Below are 22,089 nucleotides of genomic sequence, written 5' to 3' on the forward strand. Positions count from 1 at the left end.
TAAAGGGTGGAGTCTTCTCAGAAAACTAGATAAAACCCGGTCAGCACACCAAAAAACAAAAATCCCCGACCTCGAAAACTCGAAGCCGGGGAAAGAGCGGAGGATGGGGGATTTGAACCCCCGAGGGCGTGAACCCAACACGCGTTCCAGGCGTGCGCCATAGGCCGCTAGGCGAATCCTCCAACAAAACACCCAAAAGGGCGAACGGATAAAACTATACAGGGAACCCAACACTAAGGCAATTCTGCCCCAACGAAAGTGCCCAATGCCACTAGGCACCCCAAGGCCCCGACACCAAGTTCACAACCACCACAAAATCAGGTAGACTGGTACGTGCCTCTTACGTGGCGTTATCTTGGAAAACTCCCCCAGGACCGGAAGGTAGCAAGGGTATTCGAGCTATGACGGGTGCGTAAGAGGTTTTTTATATCCAAAAACATTCGCAGCAGAAACACACCGTCATAGTGCGCTCACGCGCCCGCTTCGCGGCTTCAACCTCAGATTTATTTCCTCGCGCGCTCGGAATCTGAGGCTTCAGCGGTTGCGTAAGAGGTTTTATCGTTAAACTTCGGATGCATTACACAGTGCATCAGGCTGACAGGATTTCCCAGCTTTACAGGGACCCTGTCAGCTACGCTCGTTCCTCGTTTGCTGACATCCCTAGGCGCTTAGAAATCCTGTAGCCAGGATGCACCTGCATCTCGTTTCCCTTGGGGCGGGAGGGGCAAGTGTTTCTGGGTTTCTAGTGTTTTTTGGCAAAATGATGTTTTCCGTTTCAGCGTCGAAGGTGGATTCTAGGTTCTTCTAGACTTCGGGAGCGTTTTCTTCAAGAGACTCATCTGAGATAACCTGCCCACCATTTCTCACAGGCGAGAATTTAGGTATAAACCATCCCACGCCGGTAACGAAACCAAGCCCCAAGTGTGCATCCGTGAACTAAAATAGTGTAGAACCCCGCATCGTCAACCAGAAGGTCACCCGTGAGCACAGCACTCTACCGCCGTTACCGCCCCGAGACCTTCGCCGAAGTCATCGGGCAAGAACACGTCACCGAACCGCTCATTACCGCACTCACCAACAACCGCGTCAATCACGCCTACCTCTTCTCAGGCCCGCGCGGATGCGGCAAAACCACCTCCGCACGAATCCTGGCACGCTGCCTCAACTGTGCCCAAGGACCAACCCCCACCCCCTGCGGCGTATGCGACTCCTGCCGCGAACTCTCCCGCGACGGCGGCGGCTCCCTTGACGTCATCGAAATGGATGCGGCATCCCACGGCGGCGTAGACCATGCCCGCGACCTGCGTGAACGTGCAACCCTCGCACCCGTGCGCGACCGCTACAAAATCTTCATCATCGACGAAGCACATATGGTCACCCGCGAAGGATTCAACGCCCTGCTCAAAATCGTCGAAGAACCGCCCGAGCACATCAAATTCATCTTCGCCACCACAGAGCCAAATAAGGTTCTCGGAACCATCCGCTCACGCACCCACCACTACCCGTTCCGGCTGGTACCGCCAGAAGTTCTTCTGCCCTACCTCGAAAAACTCTGCAGCGAAGAGAACGTGCCCGTCGAATCCGGGGTGCTTCAACTCGTCATCCGTGCCGGCGGCGGCTCCGTGCGCGACTCGCTCTCCATTCTTGACCAGCTTATCGCCGGTGCCAACACCGAATCCGGCATCAGCTACGACCGCGCGGTCGCCCTGCTCGGGTACACGCACGCCCAACTTCTCGACAACGTGATTGATGCGTTTTCCGCCCAGGATGCGCCCTCCCTCTTCGAGGCGGTCTCGCGGGTGGTGGCGACCGGGCAAGACCCCCGCCGTTTCGTCGAAGACCTGCTCGAACGCCTACGTGATTTGATTGTGGTGCAGGCGGTACCGCAGAATGCCGCGCAGATTCTGCAAGGCGTTCCCGCCGATCAGATAGAACGCCTCAAAGCGCAGGCGCAAGCCTTCGCCACGGCCCAGCTGACCGGCGCGGCGAGCACCGTTAATGAAGTGCTTAATTCTATGACCGGTGCCACCAACCCGCAGCTGCAGCTTGAACTGCTATGTGCGCGGCTGCTAGTTCCTGCGGGCAGCCCGGGCGGTGCTGGCGGCGATCTCACCGCCCTGGCCTCTCGGCTGGATGCGCTCGAACGTCGTCTTGCCGCCGGTGGTGCGGGTGCGCCTCAACGCGGGGGACGCTCGGGAAATCCCGCAGTGAGTCAGAGTACGCCTTCCGCCGCGCAGAATAACGTATCGCCCAGCGCTAGCGGTTCCACCGAACGTCAAGCTCCCACGCAGCACGCCGCTCCCCCATTAGCTGCAAGCGTCGGAGCATCAAAGAAGGCGGCTGGTGCCGAGGCTACGAACGCATCGGCGCAGCATCGCGGCCCCGTTTTAGGGCAGAACACGAATCAGCAGGTGCCTAAGTCTGAAACGGAAGGCGAGCAAAAAGGGACGCCCCAGAATCAACAGTCTCAGGGTTCCGCGCCTCAGGACTCCGCGCCATTGGCCCCTGCCGCAGGGAGTACAGGATCTTCCGAAGGTGCGCCTTCGGAGCCCACACCATCCCGTTCGGTTCCCTCAGAACCATCGGCCGCGCAGGAACCTCCCGTCAAGCGCGTTACCGTCGCGGATGCAGAAGACCCGCTTGCCTCGGTGCGTGCCAACTGGCGTGCCGTGATTGCTCGGGTGAGTGCGCCGGGCGCATCCGAAAAACTATTACAGGTTGAACCCGTGCGTCTGATTAGCGGCGAACTGTATGTGCGGGCAGATATGCCTACGCTCAAGGCGGTCGCTTCTTTTGTGCCGGAGTTGAGCGCGCGCGTAAGCGATTTTCTGCGCAAGCAGGTGCGTGTGCGTGCCGAGGTCGCGCGTCCCCAACCCCAGCCAGATACACGCCCTGCCCAGGCACCCGCCGCGAACCAGGAGTCTTCTGCTCCCGCGCCTATTGCTGACGGCCCGCGTGGCGGCGTGGATGCGTGGAACCGTCACGGGCAGCCCGTCCCGTCTGGGCAAGAAGCGACATCGCAGGGTACAACCAACGTGGATGCGCCCATCACGGCCTGGGAGGTCGCGCCTATCCCGCAAGATTCTGAAGATTCCCCCGCCGAGCTACGCCCAAACGATGCGGCTGAGGGCCAGCCCGCCGCAGCATCACAGCCCGGTTCTTCCCCGCAAGATACAGCGCCTCAAGATTCCCCGTCTCAGCCCAGCGCATCCTCGGAGGCGCAAGCGAACTTGCCTCCCGAAACCGAGCCTGTACCCCCTGAAATACCCGAAGATAGCGGGAATACGAGGGTTCCCGAGGGCGGTTTTGGCGAGCGCGATTCCTTCGCGGCTTCGGGCAGCGGGATTCCGCAGCAGGATTCTCCGAGTCCGCACGAACAGGGTGAGGATAGCGGTAATAAAGATCCTCAGGATGCCGGCAACCATGATGAACCGGTGGACGATTCCGCGCCGGATCCGGGCGAGACGCAGGGTGAGAGCTCTTCCCCCTCAGTTTCCCTTGAGTCTGTAGGTACCGCCGAAAACGCCGAGTTCAGCAATATTCCGGCGCCAAGCGCATCCGCACCGCTGGCTGCGGGGAATAAGCCGGCTCGGGAGGCTGCCGCATCCGCCCCGGTCTCGCCTTTACCACCCCTGGCTCAGCGACCGGATTCAGCGGCAACAAAACCCGAAGAGCCGCCCGCCGAACCCGAGCAGGAGACTGCCCCGGCACGCGGACAACGCGCGCAGCAGGAGCAGAGCGATGAAGAAGATGTCGTTTCTGATGACGACGAAAGAATTGAGAACAGCGTTCATATCGGTTTACGCGCCATCGAAAAGATTATTGGCGGCAAAGTAATCGACGAACGTCCGCTCCATCAGATTTAGCGCGGCACAACGCGCTCACAGCACACACAGACGAGGAGAAGCATGTACGAGGGCGCAGTCCAAAATCTCATCGATGAACTTGGTCGCCTGCCGGGGGTGGGTCCCAAGTCGGCGCAGCGCATCGCCTTCTATATTCTCAACTCTGATGCCTCAGACATGGCACGCCTGACCAACGCGATTTCGAAGGTCAAATCGAGTGTGAGCTTTTGCGAAATATGCGGCAACGTTTCGGAGACGAAGCAGTGCGTTATCTGCCGTGATGATCGGCGTGACCCGGGCCTGATTTGCGTGGTTGAGGAATCCAAGGATGTGGTGGCGATTGAGCGCACCCGTTCCTTCACTGGGCGTTACCATGTGCTGGGCGGGGCTATTAACCCGTTGGCGGGGCTTGGCCCCGAGCAGCTGCGTATTCGTGAGCTGGTTTCGCGCCTGGCAGATGAGCGTATTCAAGAGATTATTCTAGCGATGGACCCTAACCTTGAGGGCGAAGCGACCGCAACCTACCTTTCGCGAATGCTGGTTCCGCTGGGCATTCGCCTCTCACGGCTGGCATCCGGTCTGCCCGTTGGCGGCGACCTGGAATATGCAGACGAGATTACGCTCGGGCGCGCGCTTGAGGGGCGCCGCGTGATCAGCGAAGGCGCAAGTATCGCCCAGGCGAATGCCGCCGAAGATTTTGAGCAGGTGGTTGACGAAGAGCAGGCGGAACGTGAGCGCGCTGATGCTGAGCCTAAGGCGCCGCGTAAACGCTGGAGCGGGAGCATGTTCGACGACCTTGATGATTCCCAGGGTGAGCCCGAGGACGCTTCCTCTAACGATCCGCACGACACAGAGAACGATAATTCTCGTGCGGATAATTCCCCCTCACCTGGCACGCAGACTACCGTTGATGAGGCGCTTATCGAGCAGGCACTCGATGATTCTGCCCAGGCAGACGCCCCAGGTTCCGAAGACTCGTCAGATTCCCCGAAAGAAGCCCAGCCCGAGTCCTATAAATCGGCGGCTCAGGCTGAGCAGATTCCGGTGGATATTACGCGCGCTGATGCCTACCGCACCCACGCGCACCGGTCGGAGGATTATGAGGCGCGCATCCGCAAAATCCAGGAGGGGCCCTTACGCACGCCCACCCCGGAGGTTCCGCCTCTGCCCGGTGCCAAATACGTTAACCCGTGGAGCTAATAAGCCCTGCCGTTCTATAAAAGTGGGATGTGCACCGCTCGGTTCCGCTGAGTCATCCGTAACAGTTCTTCATATTTCACGTTCTAATACACATACGTGCACAATTCCCACCGCGCGCCGCACCCGCCTACTATGTAAAGAGCCGGTAAACTAGCCGGTGGCATACTCAATACTGACCTGGAGAATTCAATGAGCCTGATCGTCCAAAAGTTCGGCGGTTCTTCCGTCGCGGATGCCGAGGGTATCAAACGCGTCGCCCAGCGCATCGTGGACACCCAAAAAGCGGGCAATGATGTGGTCGTGGTTGTCTCCGCGATGGGCGACACCACCGATGAACTACTCGACCTTGCCGCTGAAGTAACCGCTACCGTTACCCCCTCGCGCGAGCTCGACATGCTCCTGACTGCGGGCGAGCGCATCTCGACGGCTATTCTGTCGATGGCGGTCAACGATCTAGGCGCGAAGGCGCAGTCTTTCACGGGTTCCCAGGCGGGCATGATTACCGACGGCGTACATGGTTCAGCGCGGCTTGTGGAAGTCAATCCAGACCGTATTCGCCGGTCTGTTGAGGCCGGAAACATCGCGATTGTAGCGGGGTTCCAGGGTGTTAACCGCCAGAGCGGTGACATTACGACTCTCGGTCGCGGCGGTTCAGATACTACGGCGGTCGCTCTTGCGGCGGCGCTTCATGCGGATGTGTGCGAGATTTATTCGGATGTGGACGGCGTGTTCACAGCCGATCCGCGCATCGTATCAACCGCGCATAAACTCAATACTGTCACAAGTGAAGAAATGCTTGAGATGGCGGCAAATGGCGCAAAGATTCTGCATCTGCGCAGCGTGGAGTACGCCCGCCGTTTCAATCTGAAACTGCATGTGCGTTCGTCATTCTCGAATCTTGAAGGCACTCTTGTTATCCCGGAAAATTCCGCGGAACTAACCCCCACCCATGTGAAGGAGATTCCCTTGGAACAGCCCCTGATTTCTGGCGTTGCGCACGACCGTGGACAGGCAAAAATTACCGTGGTGGGCGTGCCCGATATCCCCGGATCTGCCGCTAAGGTTTTCGGTCTGCTCAATGAGGCCAAGATTAACATCGATATGATCGTGCAGAACGTCTCGACCGACCGCCCGAACGTGACCGATATTTCCTTTACGCTCAACCAGGCGCAGGGTCCGCAGGCGTTGCAGGTACTTGAGAAGACCCAGGCCGAGATTGGTTTTGAAGAGGTTATTTATAACGAGGCGGTGGGTAAGCTTTCGCTTGTGGGCGCGGGCATGAAGACCAACCCGGGTGTCTCGTTTACCTTCTTTGAGGCGCTGAGCAATGCGGGCGTGAACGTCGAGATGATTTCGACCTCCGAGATTCGCATCTCGGTTATCACCGAGCTCTCAAAGCTTGATGAGGCGGTTCGCGCGGTACACACCGCCTTCGAGCTCGATGCCGAAGGCGAGGCCACCGTATACGGCGGAACAGGCCGCTAAACTTCTTATCTTCCAAGAAGGGTTAGGGGTGTCGGAAGGACATTTTTGTCTTTCCGACGCCCCTACTTCTTAAACTCATCTACCTTCTTTATGTGAAATATCGATTTATGCGCTTCACTTATTTCAGATATTTGATACGCTGGTATTTGTAACGCTAGCGCACCATTGCAGCTGGTTCCCGTCGAAACTCTTATTCTTCATGGTCACCGACTGTCTGCGCACGAAAGGAAAGCTTATGTCTGTAACTATTCCCAATCTGCGTGATGAAACTATTTCTCAGGCTCGTGCCGAGGCACAGCACCTCCTTGCCCAAGCGAAGGAAACCACGATTTCACTCAACGTTTCCGGAGCGGAAAGTGGACAAATCGGGGATGCGCTCAATCAGGTCATCTCTCAGGTTTTGCATGCTTTGGCTCAAGGACAGCACATCGACATTCAGACCATCCCGCACGATCTGACGACCACAATGGCCGCACAGCGCATCGGCATTTCTCGCCCTACGCTCATGAAGGCAATCCGCTCGGGAGAGCTGCCAGCTCACAAGGTTGGATCCCATTTCCGCGTTCGTACCGAAGATGCCGATAGGTTCCGCAAGAAACTACTGGAAAAAAAGGTTGCCGAAAGCAAACAAGCGCTCCAAGACCTCTGGGCGTTCGAAGAAGAAAATAACCTTGTAGATGTACTCGGGGGCCCTGCGTGGTAACACGTGATTATTCCGTCCTGCTCGATACCAATATCCTGATGAGCAAGACCCTGCGGGACTGGATCTTAATGCTCGCAAAAGAGTCCAAATATCAACTCTTCACGCCATATATCTCATGGGGAATTCTTGATGAGTTTGGGTACAGAGTGCGCCGCAATGAGCCAACGCTTGATGACGGAGTAATATCCACATGGCGAAAGCAGATTCTCAAAGTAACCGGTCAGCCACTCGAAGGTTTTCCTGTAGGCTCTGTCGAGGGGTACCCCGACCAAGATGATCTTCATGTACATGCCGCAGCCCAGTACTGCGGTATGCATATTCTCGTCACTGACGACGTAAAGCTCCTTGCCTATGCGAGCACCACAGAATCAGAGCTAACACAAAACTATGAGACCTTCAGCGCCGACGATTTTCTCATGCACCTCACAGAACTCTCGTCCCTTTCCCTCTTCGCTCAGGTGTACGTTAAACATGTAAAGTACGCCCTTAGTCGCGGCTATAAAGATATCGATGTATGTAAGGCGCTAGACCGCACAAAAGATAGACGAGGGAATATTCAGAGACCTCTCGCTCCTACGTTTGCCCGATTCCTACGAACAAATATTATTAACCGCCCAGATGTCGCCTCTGCTATCGACCGAATTCTTACGGAAAGCGCCGATGTTCCGTTCCCTCCGTCCCCATGATCTTGCGCTCCCTTATGTCCCACGCAGCAGATAGTTTAGTCTAGAAGGATGACTCCCAAAGTGCTACAGGTACTTGACGGCTCGCTCTGGCGTGCTTATGCGAAGGAGCATGAGCGCCGGGCGGGTCGTTTTGCTGACCCGTTTGTGCGGCGGCGCGAGCGCGGTCAGGCGCATCCGGTCGAGGATTTTCTGTTTACGTACTACACGCTCAAACCCGGTCAGTTCAAGCGCTGGCATCCTGGAGCTGGCGTCATTCTGCTGGATGCCGCCGAACGCGCCAACTGGAAATTCTACCGCGCTGCAACCGAGGACGAGCTCCTTTCAGCTGGGCTCTCCCCCGACGATGCACGCACCCATGCCGAACGTGGCGACGCGGTTCTCGTGGATATACCCCAATTCGTGGACAAACGCGGCACCGCCCTCACGTTCACCCGCGAAATTCTGTCAAATACAGCCGATAAAAAAGCGTTTTTTGGGTGCTTTGGTATGCACGAATGGGCTATGGCGTATAAATCAGTTCAGAACAATATTCGTCACGACTACCTGGATTTGCGCTTGGGTGCTGAAGGTACCGACCGGGTGGTTGAGTCGCACCGCATCCGCTGCTCGCATTTCGATGCGTTCCGGTTTTTCATGCCTCAGGCGGCACCCATGAACGAGCTACAGCCCACCCGTGAATCGCAGCGCACACTAGAACAGCCCGCTTGCCTGCACGCCAATATGGACGTCTACAAGTGGGCATATAAGCTGATTCCACTCATCGATTCGGCGCTCGTGATGGACTGTTTTGAGCTTGCCTGGGATGCGCGCGAACTCGATATGCGCGCCGCACCGTACGACCTTCTCGATTGGGGCTATGAGCCTATTAAGGTAGAGACTCCCGAAGGTAAAGCCGAGTATGTGCGGCATCAGCGCGAGCTTTCGGAGCGTTCGGTAACGCTGCGCCGTCGCGTCTTGAGTCAGATTGAGGGCGCTCTCGATCGCGCCGCTGTGGCTTAAACTAATTTCTCCCCCGCCGGAAAACGAGGGAGAAATACTTGTGGTTGAGTTTATCTATCGCGATAGCCTGTCTTTTTCATCCCGAGGAGCATCTTCGAGCTTTTCTGAAGTGCCACACTCCTCAAGCCCGTATGTATTCGGTGAATATTTTCAGCGATCGTTATTTACTTAGTGGTGATTGTCCTGCACGGCTTGTGCGGTGACTCAGCGCGGTGCATCACCGCCCACCCCGGAAATGATGGCTCATTCCGCTCGGTGGAACGGAGTGAATTAACATAGCCGCGCGCTATGCCTTTTCAAGCCACGGTGGTTACGCGGTTGATGCAGCTCAGGGTTTGCCCGTTTTGTTTTCTGCCAGTGGTGATGACAGGAGTGCGATGAGGCGCCGCTTGAAAACTGGCGCGACATCATACACGTTCTTAGAGAATTTGTAATCATATATTCTCTGTGAACATAATCACTTTAAACAAAATGTGAGCAAAATGAATCGTTGATGTCACTTTTATGGAGCAAAAGTTTACAACGGAAATATACTATACAGCATGCGAGATTGGTTTTTATAATTTACATGTAAATAGTTTATGTGAAATCAACAACTTTAAGATTAGTTTACCACTCAAGCATACTTTAAACATTGACACGACGCTTGAAAACTAGCTGAGGCGCGCATCCTGATATGCATAATCTCCAAAATTATTCTTTAATCCGCAGTTTTGAAACATCACCTGCTAAAGACTTCAAAATTCCGATGTTCGCTCACAGAGAACGATTTTTGAGAAGAATTATTACGCTTTCCTACAAGGAGTTTTGATTCCACACTTTCTTCTTGGTAAGGCATAGCTCACCATGGGTATCTTCATATTTATGCGCGCTTAGTTTCACGTTCCCGTACCCGCCGCTCTTTCACTGATACTGCGGTCAAAATTCGCTCGCCGATCGGGCGTCAAGAAGCGTGCTTGCGGTAACATTAAGACGGCTCAATCAGAACTCATGCACCCAAGGAGTGCCCGCACATGGCCCGTATTGTTGTTGATGTTATGCTCAAGCCCGAAATTCTTGACCCGCAGGGTAAAGCTATCGCTCACGAGCTGCCCCGTATCGGCCTGAATTCCTTCACCGACGTTCGCCAAGGCAAACGTTTTGAGTTGACCGTCGAAGGCGAAGCTACCGAAGAACATCTTGCGCAGGCACGCCAAGCGGCAGAAGAGCTACTCTCAAATCCCGTCATCGAAGACGTTGTGAACGTCTCGGTTCTGGAGGACTAAGAGCATGGCAGAATCACTCGCAGCACACGAAGTTCCCCTTGTTGGCGACTTCAGCGTCTCGGCACCCAACCCCGACTTTGCTGATGCGCGCATCGGCGTTATTACTTTCCCCGGCACCCTCGATGACCGCGATGCGGCGCGTGCCGTACGGTTAGCGGGCGGAACCGTCGTCGAACTTTGGCATGACGACGAAGATCTCAAAAACGTTGATGCCGTCATCATTCCCGGCGGGTTCTCCTACGGCGACTACCTGCGTGCAGGCGCTATCGCCGCAAAAGCACCCGTCATGCATTCGGTCATCGCAGCGGCAAATGCAGCGGGAACATCGGGCTCTGCTCCCCTGCCGGTGCTGGGTATCTGCAATGGTTTTCAGATTCTCACCGAGTCGCATCTGCTCCCCGGATCCATGATTAAGAACGATCACCGCAAGTTCATTTGCCGTGACCAAACCCTGCGCATCGAAAATAACGCTACCTCGTGGACCGGATCTTACGAACCTGGGCAAGAGATTGTTGTTCCGCTTAAAAACCAGGACGGTCAATACGTGGCGGACGCCAAAACTTTAGAGGCGCTCGAAGCCGAGAATCGCGTGGTGTTCCGATACGTGGGTTTCAACCCGAACGGTTCACGCCACGATATTGCCGGTATCAGCAACGAACGCGGAAACGTCGTCGGTCTGATGCCCCACCCAGAACACGCGGTTGAGCCCGGTTTTGGTCCCTCATCCTCCGGGTTCGGTGATGTTTCACTACGAGGCGGTGCCGACGGCTTGGGCGTCTTCACCTCCGCTCTTTCCAACCTGATCAACGCCCGCTAGACGCACGACGACAAGGATAGACACAAGCGATGAGCGAGAAGCAGTTTAACCTCGATACCGTCGAGCATGCGGCGGAAACCCCCGATACTGAACTCCCCTGGGCAGAGCTGGGGTTAAAGGAAAACGAGTTCGAAGACATCAAGAAGATTCTGGGCCGCCGCCCGACCGCGGCCGAGCTGGCCATGTACTCGGTCATGTGGTCCGAGCATTGCTCCTACAAATCCTCGAAAGTGCACCTGAAGCAATTCGGTGCCAAGGTTACCGATGAGATGAAAAAAGACCTGATGGTCGGCATCGGCGAGAACGCTGGCGTAACCGATATCGGCGACGGGTGGGCGGTAACCTTCAAGATCGAGTCACACAACCACCCCTCCTATGTTGAGCCTTATCAGGGTGCGGCAACCGGAGTGGGCGGTATTGTGCGTGACATTATTTCGATGGGTGCACGCCCGATCGCGGTTATGGATCCGCTGCGTTTCGGCGCTATCGACCACCCGGATACCGCCCGCGTGGTCGGCGGTGTGGTTGCGGGCATCGGCGGCTACGGCAACTCTCTGGGGCTGCCCAATATTGGCGGCGAGACCGAATTTGACGCCTGCTACCAGGCAAACCCCCTTGTCAATGCCCTGGCAGTCGGTATTATGCGCCACGAAGATATTCGCCTGGCAAACGCATCCGGTGTGGGCAATCAGGTAGTGCTCTTCGGGGCACGCACCGGCGGCGACGGTATTGGCGGCGCATCCGTACTGGCTTCAGAGTCCTTTGACGACACCAAGCCCTCCAAGCGACCCGCAGTGCAGGTAGGCGACCCCTTCGCCGAGAAGGTTCTGATCGAATGCTGCCTGGAACTCTTCAAGGGTTCCGTGGTCGAAGGCATTCAGGATCTCGGCGCTGCCGGTATCTCCTGTGCAACCAGTGAGCTCGCCTCCAACGGCGAGGGCGGCATGCATGTAGACCTTACCAAAGTACTCTTGCGAGACCCCACCTTAACCCCCGGCGAAATTCTGATGTCGGAATCGCAGGAACGCATGATGGCGGTCGTTTCGCCCGAGAACGTCGAGCGTTTTGAGGCGATTATGAAGAAGTGGGGCGTGGAGTACTCCTTCTTGGGCGAGGTGACCGATACCGGTCGCCTAACCATTGAATGGGACGGCCAGGTGATCGTTGATGTAGACCCGCGTACCGTGGCGCACGACGGCCCCACCTATGAGCGCCCCTATGCGCGCCCGACTGGTCAGGATGCACTCCAGGCAGACCATTTCACCGGCTCCACTGCCGACGATGCGCGTCCGCGCGGCGAACAGCTGGGCGAGGCTATCAAGGCTTTCATGGCATCTCCGAATATGTGCTCCAAGTCCTGGATCACCAATCAATACGACCGCTACGTGCAGGGCAACACAGCCCTCTCTATGCCGGACGATTCGGGCGTGGTGCGTGTGGACGAGAACACCAACCTGGGGGTCGCGCTGGCGACTGACGCATCACCACGTTTTACCTACCTTGACCCGTATGAGGGCGCGCGGGCATCCCTGGCGGAGGCCTACCGCAACGTGGCAACCGTGGGTGCCCGCCCGGTCGCGGTTTCGGACTGCTTGAATTTCGGTTCCCCCGAAGATCCGGACGTCATGTGGCAGTTTGCGGAAGCCGTGCGCGGTCTTGCCGACGGCTGCATGGAGCTGGGTGTTCCGGTCACCGGCGGCAATGTTTCGCTGTACAACCAGACCGGCGGTAAGGCCATTAATCCGACCCCCGTGGTCGCGATGATGGGCGTAATGGACGACGTTACCCGGCGCACCCCCTCGGGTTGGGCGCCGGAACACGATGGTCAGGCTATCTACCTGCTGGGTACTACGCGTGACGAGCTAGACGGTTCAGAATGGGCGCGTTTCAAGGGGCACTTGGGTGGTCTGCCCCCGAAGGTTGATCTGGCGGTTGAACGTCAGCTTGGCGATATGCTCGTAAATATGTCGCGTGACGGCATGATCGATGCGGCACACGACGTTGCCGCCGGTGGCCTTGCCGCAGCACTCGCGGAAGCCTGCCTGCGTTTCAACACCGGGGCGCGCATCGGGCTGGGCGAAGTTGCCGAACGCGACGGGCTCGACCTGTTCACCCTGCTGTTCTCGGAATCCTTAGGTCGCGTGGTGGTTTCCGTCCCGCGTTCTGAGGAGGTGCGTTTCAAGGATATGTGCACCGCCCGGCAGTTCCCGTTCGCGCGCATCGGCGTAGTGGATGCGCTCTCGAACGCGCTGGACTTCCAAAACGAGGTTTCCATCAACCTTGATGAGCTGCGTGCCGCTCACGAAGGCACTATGACAGCTCACTTTGGTGAGGTGGCGCAAGGCTAGATCCCCCTATCGGCATAGCCTGCCCTATACAAAGGCTCTTGATGTGAATAAAGCGGAGTTTCCAACGCTTTTCTTCACATCAAGAGCCTTTTTCTGCCTCAAGGCACTCCCCACCTGCGCTTTCACACGCTAGACTGGAGGATGGGTTACATAAACCGTTCACACCGATAACACATTCGCCCCGCCGAACCGCATCCAAAAAAATGCACAGACACAACAGAAAGATCACCATGACCGCAGCACCATCCGTGCAGGTCTTTACGCCAGACATACCTAAAGCGGGCAGAATAACGCTCGCGGCATTTGCTCTCTTTGTTATCGGTTGGCTTATCTATATCGAGTTCACGAACGGACTAGACTTCAATGTCTACCGTTTCGGTGCCATGACTATCTTCGATAACGACGGCATGCACAAAGATCTCTACGCCCGTAATCTCCTGGAGTACGGCGACTTTAGGTTGCCCTTCACCTACCCGCCCTTTGCCGCGCTCGTGTTCTTACCGTTCGCTTTTCTGCCCGCATGGGTGGGTATCGCCATCATGTATGCGATCAGCATCGGTGTTGCATGGTGGCTGGCAACCCTTATCTATAACTACGCCACCGACCGCGGCTACAGCATCCCTTTCCAGGAGAGACTCGGCACATACGGCATCATCGCTGCTCTCACGTTCATCATTATTATGACCGGGCCATGGCGGCGCGGGCTCTCGCTGATACAAATCAACCCCATCATCCTTACGCTGGTGCTTGCCGATTTTATACGACCGGCAACCCGCATTCCCCGGGGTGCGCTTATCGGCATCGCGGGCGGTATTAAGCTCACCCCGCTTGCCTTCGGCCTTATTCTGCTCATGCGCAAAGACTGGCGCGGCATCCTTACCCTAGGCGCTTCTTTCGGCACGACCATTCTTCTTGGGTTTATCTTCCTTCCGCAGCAGGCAGTTACGTTCTGGACGAGCGCCGTTTCGGATTCCGGCCGTGTTGGAGGTATTAACTTCGCCGATAATATTTCGATTCAAGGCTGGCTGATGCACCTGGGTCTGCGCGAGCCCACTCTGAGGCCTGTATATTACGCTCTTGCGCTTGCTACGATCGGTCTCTGTGCGGTGCTTCTGCGCCAGCTTATTCGCCGTAATCTTGTGCTATCTCAGGTGGCGGTCGGCGGGTTTTTGATGGTGAGCATCTCCCCCATCAGCTGGTCGCATCATAACGTCATGTTCCCGCTGATTATCATGGCGCTTATTCTTGACGCTTTCCTCCTGTTTTTTGCGCACCTGCCTGCCTGGTTATCCGGTACCGCACGTGTTTTGACGTGGGTGGCGTTTATCGGTCTATATATTTCGCCTATGTGGCTGGGAGCTGCTATCGGTGGAGGTTTCAACAGTCTCAATCATCTTGCGCAGTATGCCTTGTTGTTTTCGACCGTGCCGATCCTGTGTCTCTATGCGGTCATGGCTCTTTGGGCAGGTTCGGCGCTCACCCCGGCCGTGCGCATAGCGCAGAATCGCGATCGCGCGGTCACGGCGGGTCCCAAACCCGAGCCTCAGGCCGCGTAGCAGCAGGTAGTGTCATGTGCAGTTGAGTTAAAACGCGCATACGGCGGTAACAAAGGATGCGGTGGTTTTCTCTCTGGGGAGCCATCGCATCCTTATATGTCCGCGTCACAGGATGAATGCCTAAGCGCATGTCTAAATCTGCCCTATAAGTGTCATATAACGGTTATTTACGTATATTTTTCAGTGATAATAAACACTCTGAGGTACCGTCTATACATGTGTAACAATCTGTCACAAATGGTCCCGATATACCTCAAACGCGAACTTTGAACATCTATCGAGACGCTTACAGACAGCCATCCTGCTCGCCTAATTGGGCAAAGAGCGCTGCATTAATACGGAACCCTTCCACAGCCTCGTCAATCAGGGCTTCACGCTGCTCTTCGCTCAAAGGAGCGCGATCAAGAAGCTCCCGATATTCATCCTTGAAGACCTTCGGCTTGGGAAGCTGCGGGAACGAATACATGGTCAGAGCATCCCGTGCAATGCCGTAATGGCGCGCCACCAGAGCCGCCACCGCCTGCCCACCCGAGAGATCTCCCAGATAGCGCAGATAATGATGCGCCAAGAACCGCTCGGGAGCCTGGGCAGTCGCCTTGATACGCGCCACGTATTCGATAGTTGCTGGCAGCGGGGCGTCAATCTCGGTCTGCCCTAGAGCACGAATATCATGGTGAATCGCGGCGGCACGATCCAGCCCTTCCAGAGTGAAAGGATCGGTCAGCGAGTTACCGGATTCACGCAGATTCCGAGAGATTTCCTCCAGCGCCTCATAGATATAGGTGTACTGGTTGATGAGGCGTAAATACGCGGAAGTATCGAGTTTCCCGCCCATCAAATCTTCCATAAAGGTAGAGTGCTCGGCATTATCATGCACGCGCTTGGTGCTAGCTTTTAGCCGGGCCGAAAACCGCTGTTCGACAGCATCGGGTGAGGTGGTTTCGGGGGTAATAATGGCGGTCACGGAACGCCTCCTGATTGAGTTGAGAGTCATGAATATTTTTGATGACACTGTGTCACCAAATCAATAAATGACATAGTGTCACTAAATTTTTGGTTTTGCAACACCGATGCTAAAAAATTTTATTAAGGGTAACCTCATCATGAAGCAAAGTACTACAATTAAGCTACACAAGTCTTAGCTAATAGGTCTAGACTAAGACTGCTCATTACTAAAACCACGAATAGAGGAACACATGTCTATGTCGCATAACGCGAAGCGCTCATGGGCGTTTCTAGCGTCTGCCGCCGTTGGCCTCAGTGGCATCGCCGCCACCCCCGCCCTAGCGAACCAACCCGCACCGACCGCGCAGATCGTCTCTGAGCAGGCGCCAGCTGCCGCATCACAAAGCCTGCAGGATGCATCCGTAGATTGGGGCGTCAAATCCTCATTCCGCAGATACATCACCGGTCCTGTCGCCGGTGGTTCGCAGGAGCTAACCGGTGCTACCTCCAATGCGGATGGTTCTTATCACTTCACCGCCGCTGAAGGTACCGTCGAGGCAGACGGTTCGTACCACGTCAAATTCACCGGCTCCAGCGTGAAGTACACCGGGCACCACGGCGTGCTCGAAGTAACTATCAGCGACTTGGAACTTGTCATCAAAGACGGGCAAGGCAGCCTATACGCAAATATCAGCGAACGCCCCTATAACGGCAACACCACCCCGAACCCGCCCGTACAGCACGATCACACGCTGATTGGTACTTTCGATGCTTCCTCCCTGAAAAACGAAGGCGGGCAGCTGACCTTGGCAGCATCTGATGCCACCAAGGTGAAACTCAGCGCAGAAGCAACCTCGGTGTTTGCCGGGTTCTACCAGGCAGGTCAAGAGCTGGATGCGCTGGCATTCTCCGCAAAGCTCGTTACCAAGCAGGCACCGGCACCGGAGAAACCTGCTGATCCGACCCCAGAGCCGACTCAGCCTGCACCAGAACCGAGTAAGCCTGCCGATCCAGCTCCTGAGCCATCTCAGCCTGCGCCAGAGCAAAGTAAACCTGCTGAAATGCCAGAGCCGCAGCCTTCACGGAGTTCCGAGGCTCCAGCACCGCAGCCCTCTCAGACTTCTGAGGCACCTGCCTCAAACCCTTCAAAGCCCAGCGAAGCACCCAGCTCTCAACCGGCACCACAGCCCTCACAGAGTTCCGAAGCTCCGGCACCACAGCCCTCTCAGACTTCTGAGGCACCTGCCTCAAACCCTTCAAAGCCCAGCGAAGCACCCAGCTCTCAACCGGCACCACAGCCCTCACAAAGCTCGGAAGCCGCTAAGCCCGCACCGGCTCAGCCTCCGGCTACCGATGCAGCGCCGAGAACCGACGTGCCGAAAGGTCAAGGGCACATTATTGAATCCGGCAACCTGACCTGGAATATTCGTGATTCCTTCCTGCACTACCTCAACACCATTGCGCGCGGTAACATCACCGTCGAGGGTCTGTCGAAGAATGCGGCGGGCGGGCTGGACTTTACCAGCGCATCCGGCTCGTACGATGAGGCAACGAAGACCGGTCAGATCAACTTCGCGGGCAAGGTGCATATTAGCGGGCATCACGGTCAGCTCAACAGCAGCTTCGAGAACACTCGCCTAGTCATCAAAGAGGGCAAGGGCTACCTGGTTGTCGACGCCGAAGCGCTCAACATGCAGGGCGAAAACCGCACCTTCAAAGATCTTGTACTCGCCGAGGTCGATTTGAACGGTGCAACCTTAGAGAATAACGTGCTCTCGGCTAAGAATGCAGCCGTTACCGTTACAGTCGAGGGGTCCGAGGCAATCTTCGCCGGGCAGTACAATGACGCCGACAAGCGCGCTATGGCTCCGCTCTCCTTCAGCGCAAAACTCGGTTCCCAGCTGGTGGAAAATAAGGTTACCGACACCACGGTTAAGGGTTCTAACACCGGCAGCGGTTCGGCGAACCTAGGTAATAATGCGAATGCGGGTACTGGCGGCCCGAACTTTGGCGGTTCCGTGAACAATGGCGGCGGCAGTGCCTCCCCTTCCCGTAACGGCTCTGCCCCGGCTGCACACCCGAATGGCGGTAAGAGTGGTTCCTTCAGCAGCGTCTCGAAGAACCCCGCCCAGCCCGTCTGCACCCCGGTGACCGTGACCAAGCAGGTTCCCGTTAAGGCTGCAAAGAATGCACCGGCCGCATCCGCAGATGGTAAGGTTGCCAGCGCAGACCTCGGGTGGGGTGTGCGCGATTCCTTCCGCAACTACATTCGCGGCGGCATCGCTAACGGCAGCTGGGATCTGAACGGTACCACCTATTCCAATAATGCCTTCCAGTGGGCGAAGGGCACGGGTTCCTTCAAGGATGGTAAAGGCTCGATTTCCTTCACCGGTTCGGTGCATTTCACCGGACACCATGGAATTCTGGACACCACCATCTCAAACCCGCGTCTGGAGATCAACGGTAAGACCGCAGTTCTCTACGCAACGGTGGTCGGCAACGATATGGACGGCAAATCACAGAATTACGGTGAAGTTGCTCTGCTCAACGTTGATGTGAGCGGTTTGCAGGTCTCTGGCGATAAAATTTCCATCAGCGGTGCGGGCACTACCATTACCGCTGAGGGTGCTAAAGCGTTTGCAGGTTTCTACGAGGCGGGTAAGGATATGGCTCCGCTGAGCTTCTCAGCGTCGCTTTCGGGTACACAACCCGCGGGCAACACCGCCAAAACCCAGACCACCCAAACTGTGACCGAAACCGTATATCAGGGTCAGGGATGCGAATCTCTCAACGCACGCGGCTCTCATGGTCGTCTGGCGCATACCGGTGCCAGCGGTGTAGAGGCTGGGGTTGCTAGTGGTCTGGCCTCTCTGGTCGCCGGTATTGGTGCCGTACTGTACACGCGCCGTCGCAAGTCCTCCAGGATGTCTGAGCGCTCCGAATAAACCTAAGATCAGCCTATAAATACCGGCATATGCGGCGATTCTTAGGCTCGGGTTTATTCCTCGGTGCAGCATCCGCACCTCATAGCTCACCGGATGCGCCAGGGTGCGGGTAGTATCGACTACCCGCACCCTCACCCTAAGCACACGCTCTCATCACGAATACATACACTCACAGTTTTAGCCGATAGGAACTCTTCATATGGCTTTTCGTCTCTCACACCCCGGCGCAACAACACGCCCCAGACACCGGCAAGGCAGAGCGAGCGCATCGCAGAAGGTTACCGCCGCGCTATTAGCGGCATCCATATTTTTTATCTCCGGATGCGGCATCGGCACCCAAAATCCGGGCAGCACGAGCGCATCCTCGCATTCCGTGGTTGATGAACAGACCACCAAGTCTGAGCTTGAGAACCTTGCGCAGGATCTCAAGAGCAATGTTTCTTCCGATCCGAAATCGCTGACGGGTCCCAGCAGCGCGAAGAACACCCCCGAAGTTCAGCCGATGGTTGAGACTCCCACCCCGCAGCTTCCCGTGACCTTCAAGGATTTCAAGGGCGATGAGGTGACTGTTAAGTCGGCGAACCGCATCCTGGCTCTTGATCTGTACGGCACTCTCGCGCAAGAGGTCATCTCGCTGGGTTTGGGTGATCGTCTGGTCGGTCGTGTAACGTCTTCAACCGAGTCTTCGCTAGCGAAGCTGCCGCTCGTCACTCAGAACGGCCACGACCTGAACGCGGATGCGATTCTCGCGACGAACCCCGATCTTGTGCTCTGGGATAAGAGCAATGGTCCCGAAGAAGTTGTTGAACAACTGCGCGATGCGGGCGTGACTGTGGTGGTGTTCGACCATGAGAGGCGCATGGATAAGATTATTCCCCAGCTCAAGGCTGTGGCACAGGCTTTAGGCGTGCAGGAGGCGGGCGATAAGGTTGCCGAGCGCGTGCAGAAAGACCTTGATTATGCCCTGAATACCATCAAAGAAGTTGCCCCTGAAGGCGATAAGAAATTGTCGATGGCGTTCCTGTACGTGCGTGGTAATGCCGGGGTATTCTTCATTCTCGGCAAGGGTTCCGGTGCGGATGATCTGATTGCCGCGCTTGAGGGCAGAGATGTGGCTTCCGAGCAGGGAACGCGCAACATTGTTCCTGCGAATAGCGAGGCGCTGGTCAAGGTGAACCCGGATGTCATTTTGACTATGACTCACGGCGTGGAATCTACCGGCGGCTTGGATGGATTCTTGGCACGTCCGGGGGTTGCCGAAACGAACGCGGGAAAGAGCAGGCGCGTGGTTGATATGAACGACGGGCAGATTCTATCCTACGGTCCGAACACCCCCGCCGTTCTGCTTTCCCTAGCCCGCGCTATCTACGCACCCCAGCGTTAAGAGGCTCTACCTGTGAATTCGTCCAACCGCACTGATGCGGCGACTCCCGGCAGCGCGGATTATCGCAGCAAACGCCGCATCCGTATTCTCGCAACTTTTGGCTTTCTGAGTATTGCCCTGATCGTCATAACCGTGGTGTCGGCGGGGTTGGGTCAGTACAATATTCCGACCGATCATGTGGTGGCTTCGCTGGGGCGCCGCTTGGGTATGATTCCCAAGGATCCGACCGCCTATCTTGAAGACAGCACCCTGTGGAATATTCGTTTTCCGCGTGTGCTTTTGGGGCTGCTCGTGGGCGCTGCCCTGGGATGCTCGGGCGCGGTCATGCAGGCGGTTTTCGGTAACCCGCTGGCCGAGCCCGGGGTTATCGGTGTGTCTTCGGGCGCCGCGGTGGGAGCATGTGTAGCGGTCGTTTTCAATCTCGAATTCTTCGATATTTACACGGTTCCAGCTTTCGCCTTCGGCGGTGCCCTCGCGGCAACAGCACTGGTTTATTTTCTCTCGCGTTCCTCAGGTCGAGCGAAAGTTCTCTCCATGATTTTGACGGGTATTGCGGTAACTGCGGTGGCAAACGCCGCAATCGCGTTCTGCCTGTACCTGGCCGATAATGTCAGCCGCGACCGCATCGTCTTCTGGCAGATGGGATCGCTCAACGGGTCTACGTGGAAGGCTCTTGCCAGCGTGTGGTTCGTGATCGTAGCGGGGCTAATCATGTGCTTGATGATTTCACGCAAACTTGATCTGTTGGCGCTGGGCGAGCGCGCGGCACAGCATTCCGGGGTGAATGTTGAGCGTCTGCGCGGTGTTGCGATTGCTGCTACGGCGCTTTTGACGGGTGCGGCGGTGGCTCATGCGGGCATTATCGCCTTTGTGGGGCTTATTATTCCGCATCTGCTTCGGCTTATTGTGGGGCCGTCTAACCGTTTGCTGCTGCCTGCTTCGGCGCTGGGCGGGGCGCTGTTAATTGCGCTTTCCGATTTGGGGGCGCGCACTCTCATTCCGGTCTCTGACCTGCCGATCGGTATTTTTACGGCGCTCGTGGGTGGCCCTACGTTCTTCTTCCTGCTGCGCCGTTCGATGGGGAAGGGAGGTCTTTAATGCTTATTGTTGATGAGGTGTCGCTGTCAGTGGGCGGGCGGCGCATCTTAGAGGATGTCTCTTTTGAGGTTCGGGCGGGCGAGGTTGTGTCGCTCATCGGTCCCAATGGTGCCGGTAAGTCCACGATTTTGGGGGTTATTGCAGGCGATATTAAGCCTGATTCCGGTTCGGTGCTGCTCAAGGATAAGCCGGTGGGTGAGTATTCATATCTTGAGCTTGCGCGCCTGCGTGCCCTGCTGCTGCAGAAAACTCAGGTGGCGTTTTCGTACCTGGCACACGAGGTAGTGGCGATGGGGCGCACCCCGTGGCGCGGTACCGAGCGTGCGCATGAGGACGACGCCGTGATCGAGCAGATGATGGCGTGCACGCATACAGAGATGATGGCAAATCGCGATGTGACAACCCTTTCGGGCGGCGAAAGCGGGCGCGTGCATTTGGCTCGTATTTTTGCGCAGCAGACTCCCCTAATACTCTTGGATGAGCCTACGGCGGCGCTGGATATTAAACATCAGGAACAGACTCTGCAGATGAGCCGGGAGCTTGCCGCTGAGGGCACGGCGGTGTTGGCGGTTCTGCATGATTTAGATGTGGCGGCGGCGTATTCGGATAGGATCGTGCTGCTGGATAGGGGTCGTGTGGCTGCCAACGGTACCCCTGCCCAGGTGTGTACCGAGGAGCGGCTGAGCCGTGTGTATCAGCATCCGATTGAGGTTTTGGAGCATCCGGTGACGAAGCGACCTCTGGTTCTGCCGCGGCGATAGAGCGGCACTGTGCTTTGAGTCGTCCTTTTTCTGGGCTGCTACCCCGAATATT

At 56.6% G+C, this 22,089-nt stretch carries 15 protein-coding genes, 1 tRNA gene and 1 other RNA gene; 15 read left to right on the forward strand and 2 right to left on the reverse strand.

Features of this window, described 5'->3' with window-relative positions; translation table 11 throughout:
* Positions 1 to 97: 97 nt before the first annotated feature.
* A tRNA-Ser gene (locus HMPREF3164_RS10100) sits at positions 98 to 182 on the reverse strand.
* 150 nt (positions 183 to 332) lie between these two features.
* Here HMPREF3164_RS10100 and ffs point away from each other — a divergent pair.
* From ffs to HMPREF3164_RS10155, 11 genes are all read left to right on the forward strand, one after another.
* An RNA gene (gene ffs / locus HMPREF3164_RS10105) (signal recognition particle sRNA small type) lies at positions 333 to 427 on the forward strand.
* Positions 428 to 980: 553 nt separating this feature from the next.
* A complete protein-coding gene (locus HMPREF3164_RS10110) occupies positions 981 to 3,866 on the forward strand; it encodes a DNA polymerase III subunit gamma and tau (protein WP_070450842.1) in 2,886 nt (961 codons plus the stop codon).
* 42 nt (positions 3,867 to 3,908) lie between these two features.
* Positions 3,909 to 5,045: a recombination mediator RecR gene (gene recR / locus HMPREF3164_RS10115; RefSeq protein ID WP_070450845.1), complete on the forward strand. Its 1,137-nt coding sequence runs from the start codon at positions 3,909 to 3,911 to the stop codon at positions 5,043 to 5,045.
* A gap of 189 nt (positions 5,046 to 5,234) precedes the next feature.
* On the forward strand, positions 5,235 to 6,530 hold the full coding sequence (locus HMPREF3164_RS10120; RefSeq protein ID WP_070450847.1) for an aspartate kinase: 1,296 nt from the start codon (positions 5,235 to 5,237) through the stop codon (positions 6,528 to 6,530).
* Positions 6,531 to 6,765: 235 nt separating this feature from the next.
* Positions 6,766 to 7,233, forward strand: a complete 468-nt coding sequence (locus tag HMPREF3164_RS10125; protein ID WP_037232110.1) for a helix-turn-helix domain-containing protein — start codon at positions 6,766 to 6,768, stop codon at positions 7,231 to 7,233.
* Positions 7,227 to 7,919, forward strand: a complete 693-nt coding sequence (locus HMPREF3164_RS10130; protein ID WP_238382406.1) for a PIN domain-containing protein — start codon at positions 7,227 to 7,229, stop codon at positions 7,917 to 7,919. The genes HMPREF3164_RS10125 and HMPREF3164_RS10130 overlap by 7 nt, the downstream gene beginning before the upstream one ends.
* Before the next feature lie 48 nt (positions 7,920 to 7,967).
* Entirely contained in the window at positions 7,968 to 8,918 is a 951-nt protein-coding gene (locus HMPREF3164_RS10135; RefSeq protein ID WP_070450849.1) for a 3-methyladenine DNA glycosylase, read from the forward strand.
* Between the two features lie 1,013 nt (positions 8,919 to 9,931).
* Positions 9,932 to 10,183 (forward strand): phosphoribosylformylglycinamidine synthase subunit PurS, encoded by a 252-nt coding sequence (gene purS / locus HMPREF3164_RS10140; protein ID WP_004006543.1) that lies wholly within the window; start codon positions 9,932 to 9,934, stop codon positions 10,181 to 10,183.
* Positions 10,184 to 10,187: 4 nt separating this feature from the next.
* Positions 10,188 to 11,000: a phosphoribosylformylglycinamidine synthase subunit PurQ gene (gene purQ, locus HMPREF3164_RS10145; RefSeq protein WP_070450851.1), complete on the forward strand. Its 813-nt coding sequence runs from the start codon at positions 10,188 to 10,190 to the stop codon at positions 10,998 to 11,000.
* Between the two features lie 29 nt (positions 11,001 to 11,029).
* Positions 11,030 to 13,348 carry a phosphoribosylformylglycinamidine synthase subunit PurL gene (purL, locus tag HMPREF3164_RS10150; protein ID WP_048754732.1) on the forward strand — a complete coding sequence of 773 codons (2,319 nt, stop codon included), beginning with the start codon at positions 11,030 to 11,032 and terminating at the stop codon, positions 13,346 to 13,348.
* 230 nt (positions 13,349 to 13,578) lie between these two features.
* The gene (locus HMPREF3164_RS10155; RefSeq protein ID WP_048754733.1) at positions 13,579 to 14,904 is read left to right on the forward strand and encodes a glycosyltransferase 87 family protein; all 1,326 of its coding nucleotides are present in this window, start codon (positions 13,579 to 13,581) and stop codon (positions 14,902 to 14,904) included.
* A 286-nt stretch (positions 14,905 to 15,190) separates the two neighbouring features.
* On the opposite strand, the gene HMPREF3164_RS10160 is transcribed toward HMPREF3164_RS10155, so the two are convergent.
* The gene (locus HMPREF3164_RS10160) at positions 15,191 to 15,898 is read right to left on the reverse strand and encodes a biliverdin-producing heme oxygenase (RefSeq protein ID WP_048754734.1); all 708 of its coding nucleotides are present in this window, start codon (positions 15,896 to 15,898) and stop codon (positions 15,191 to 15,193) included.
* Positions 15,899 to 16,100: 202 nt separating this feature from the next.
* On the opposite strand from HMPREF3164_RS10160, the gene HMPREF3164_RS10165 reads away from it, so the two are divergent.
* From HMPREF3164_RS10165 to HMPREF3164_RS10180, 4 genes are all read left to right on the forward strand, one after another.
* A complete protein-coding gene (locus HMPREF3164_RS10165) occupies positions 16,101 to 18,794 on the forward strand; it encodes an HtaA domain-containing protein (RefSeq protein ID WP_070450853.1) in 2,694 nt (897 codons plus the stop codon).
* A 199-nt stretch (positions 18,795 to 18,993) separates the two neighbouring features.
* The gene (locus HMPREF3164_RS10170) at positions 18,994 to 20,178 is read left to right on the forward strand and encodes a heme/hemin ABC transporter substrate-binding protein (RefSeq protein WP_048754549.1); all 1,185 of its coding nucleotides are present in this window, start codon (positions 18,994 to 18,996) and stop codon (positions 20,176 to 20,178) included.
* Positions 20,179 to 20,190: 12 nt separating this feature from the next.
* The gene (locus tag HMPREF3164_RS10175) at positions 20,191 to 21,276 is read left to right on the forward strand and encodes a FecCD family ABC transporter permease (RefSeq protein ID WP_048754548.1); all 1,086 of its coding nucleotides are present in this window, start codon (positions 20,191 to 20,193) and stop codon (positions 21,274 to 21,276) included.
* Complete coding sequence (locus HMPREF3164_RS10180) at positions 21,276 to 22,037, forward strand: heme ABC transporter ATP-binding protein (RefSeq protein WP_048754547.1); 762 nt, start codon at positions 21,276 to 21,278, stop codon at positions 22,035 to 22,037. Before HMPREF3164_RS10175 ends, HMPREF3164_RS10180 begins: the two co-directional genes overlap by 1 nt.
* Positions 22,038 to 22,089: the final 52 nt, after the last annotated feature.

The organism is Rothia sp. HMSC08A08 (assembly GCF_001808385.1).
In the GTDB taxonomy this organism is placed as follows: domain Bacteria; phylum Actinomycetota; class Actinomycetes; order Actinomycetales; family Micrococcaceae; genus Rothia; species Rothia dentocariosa.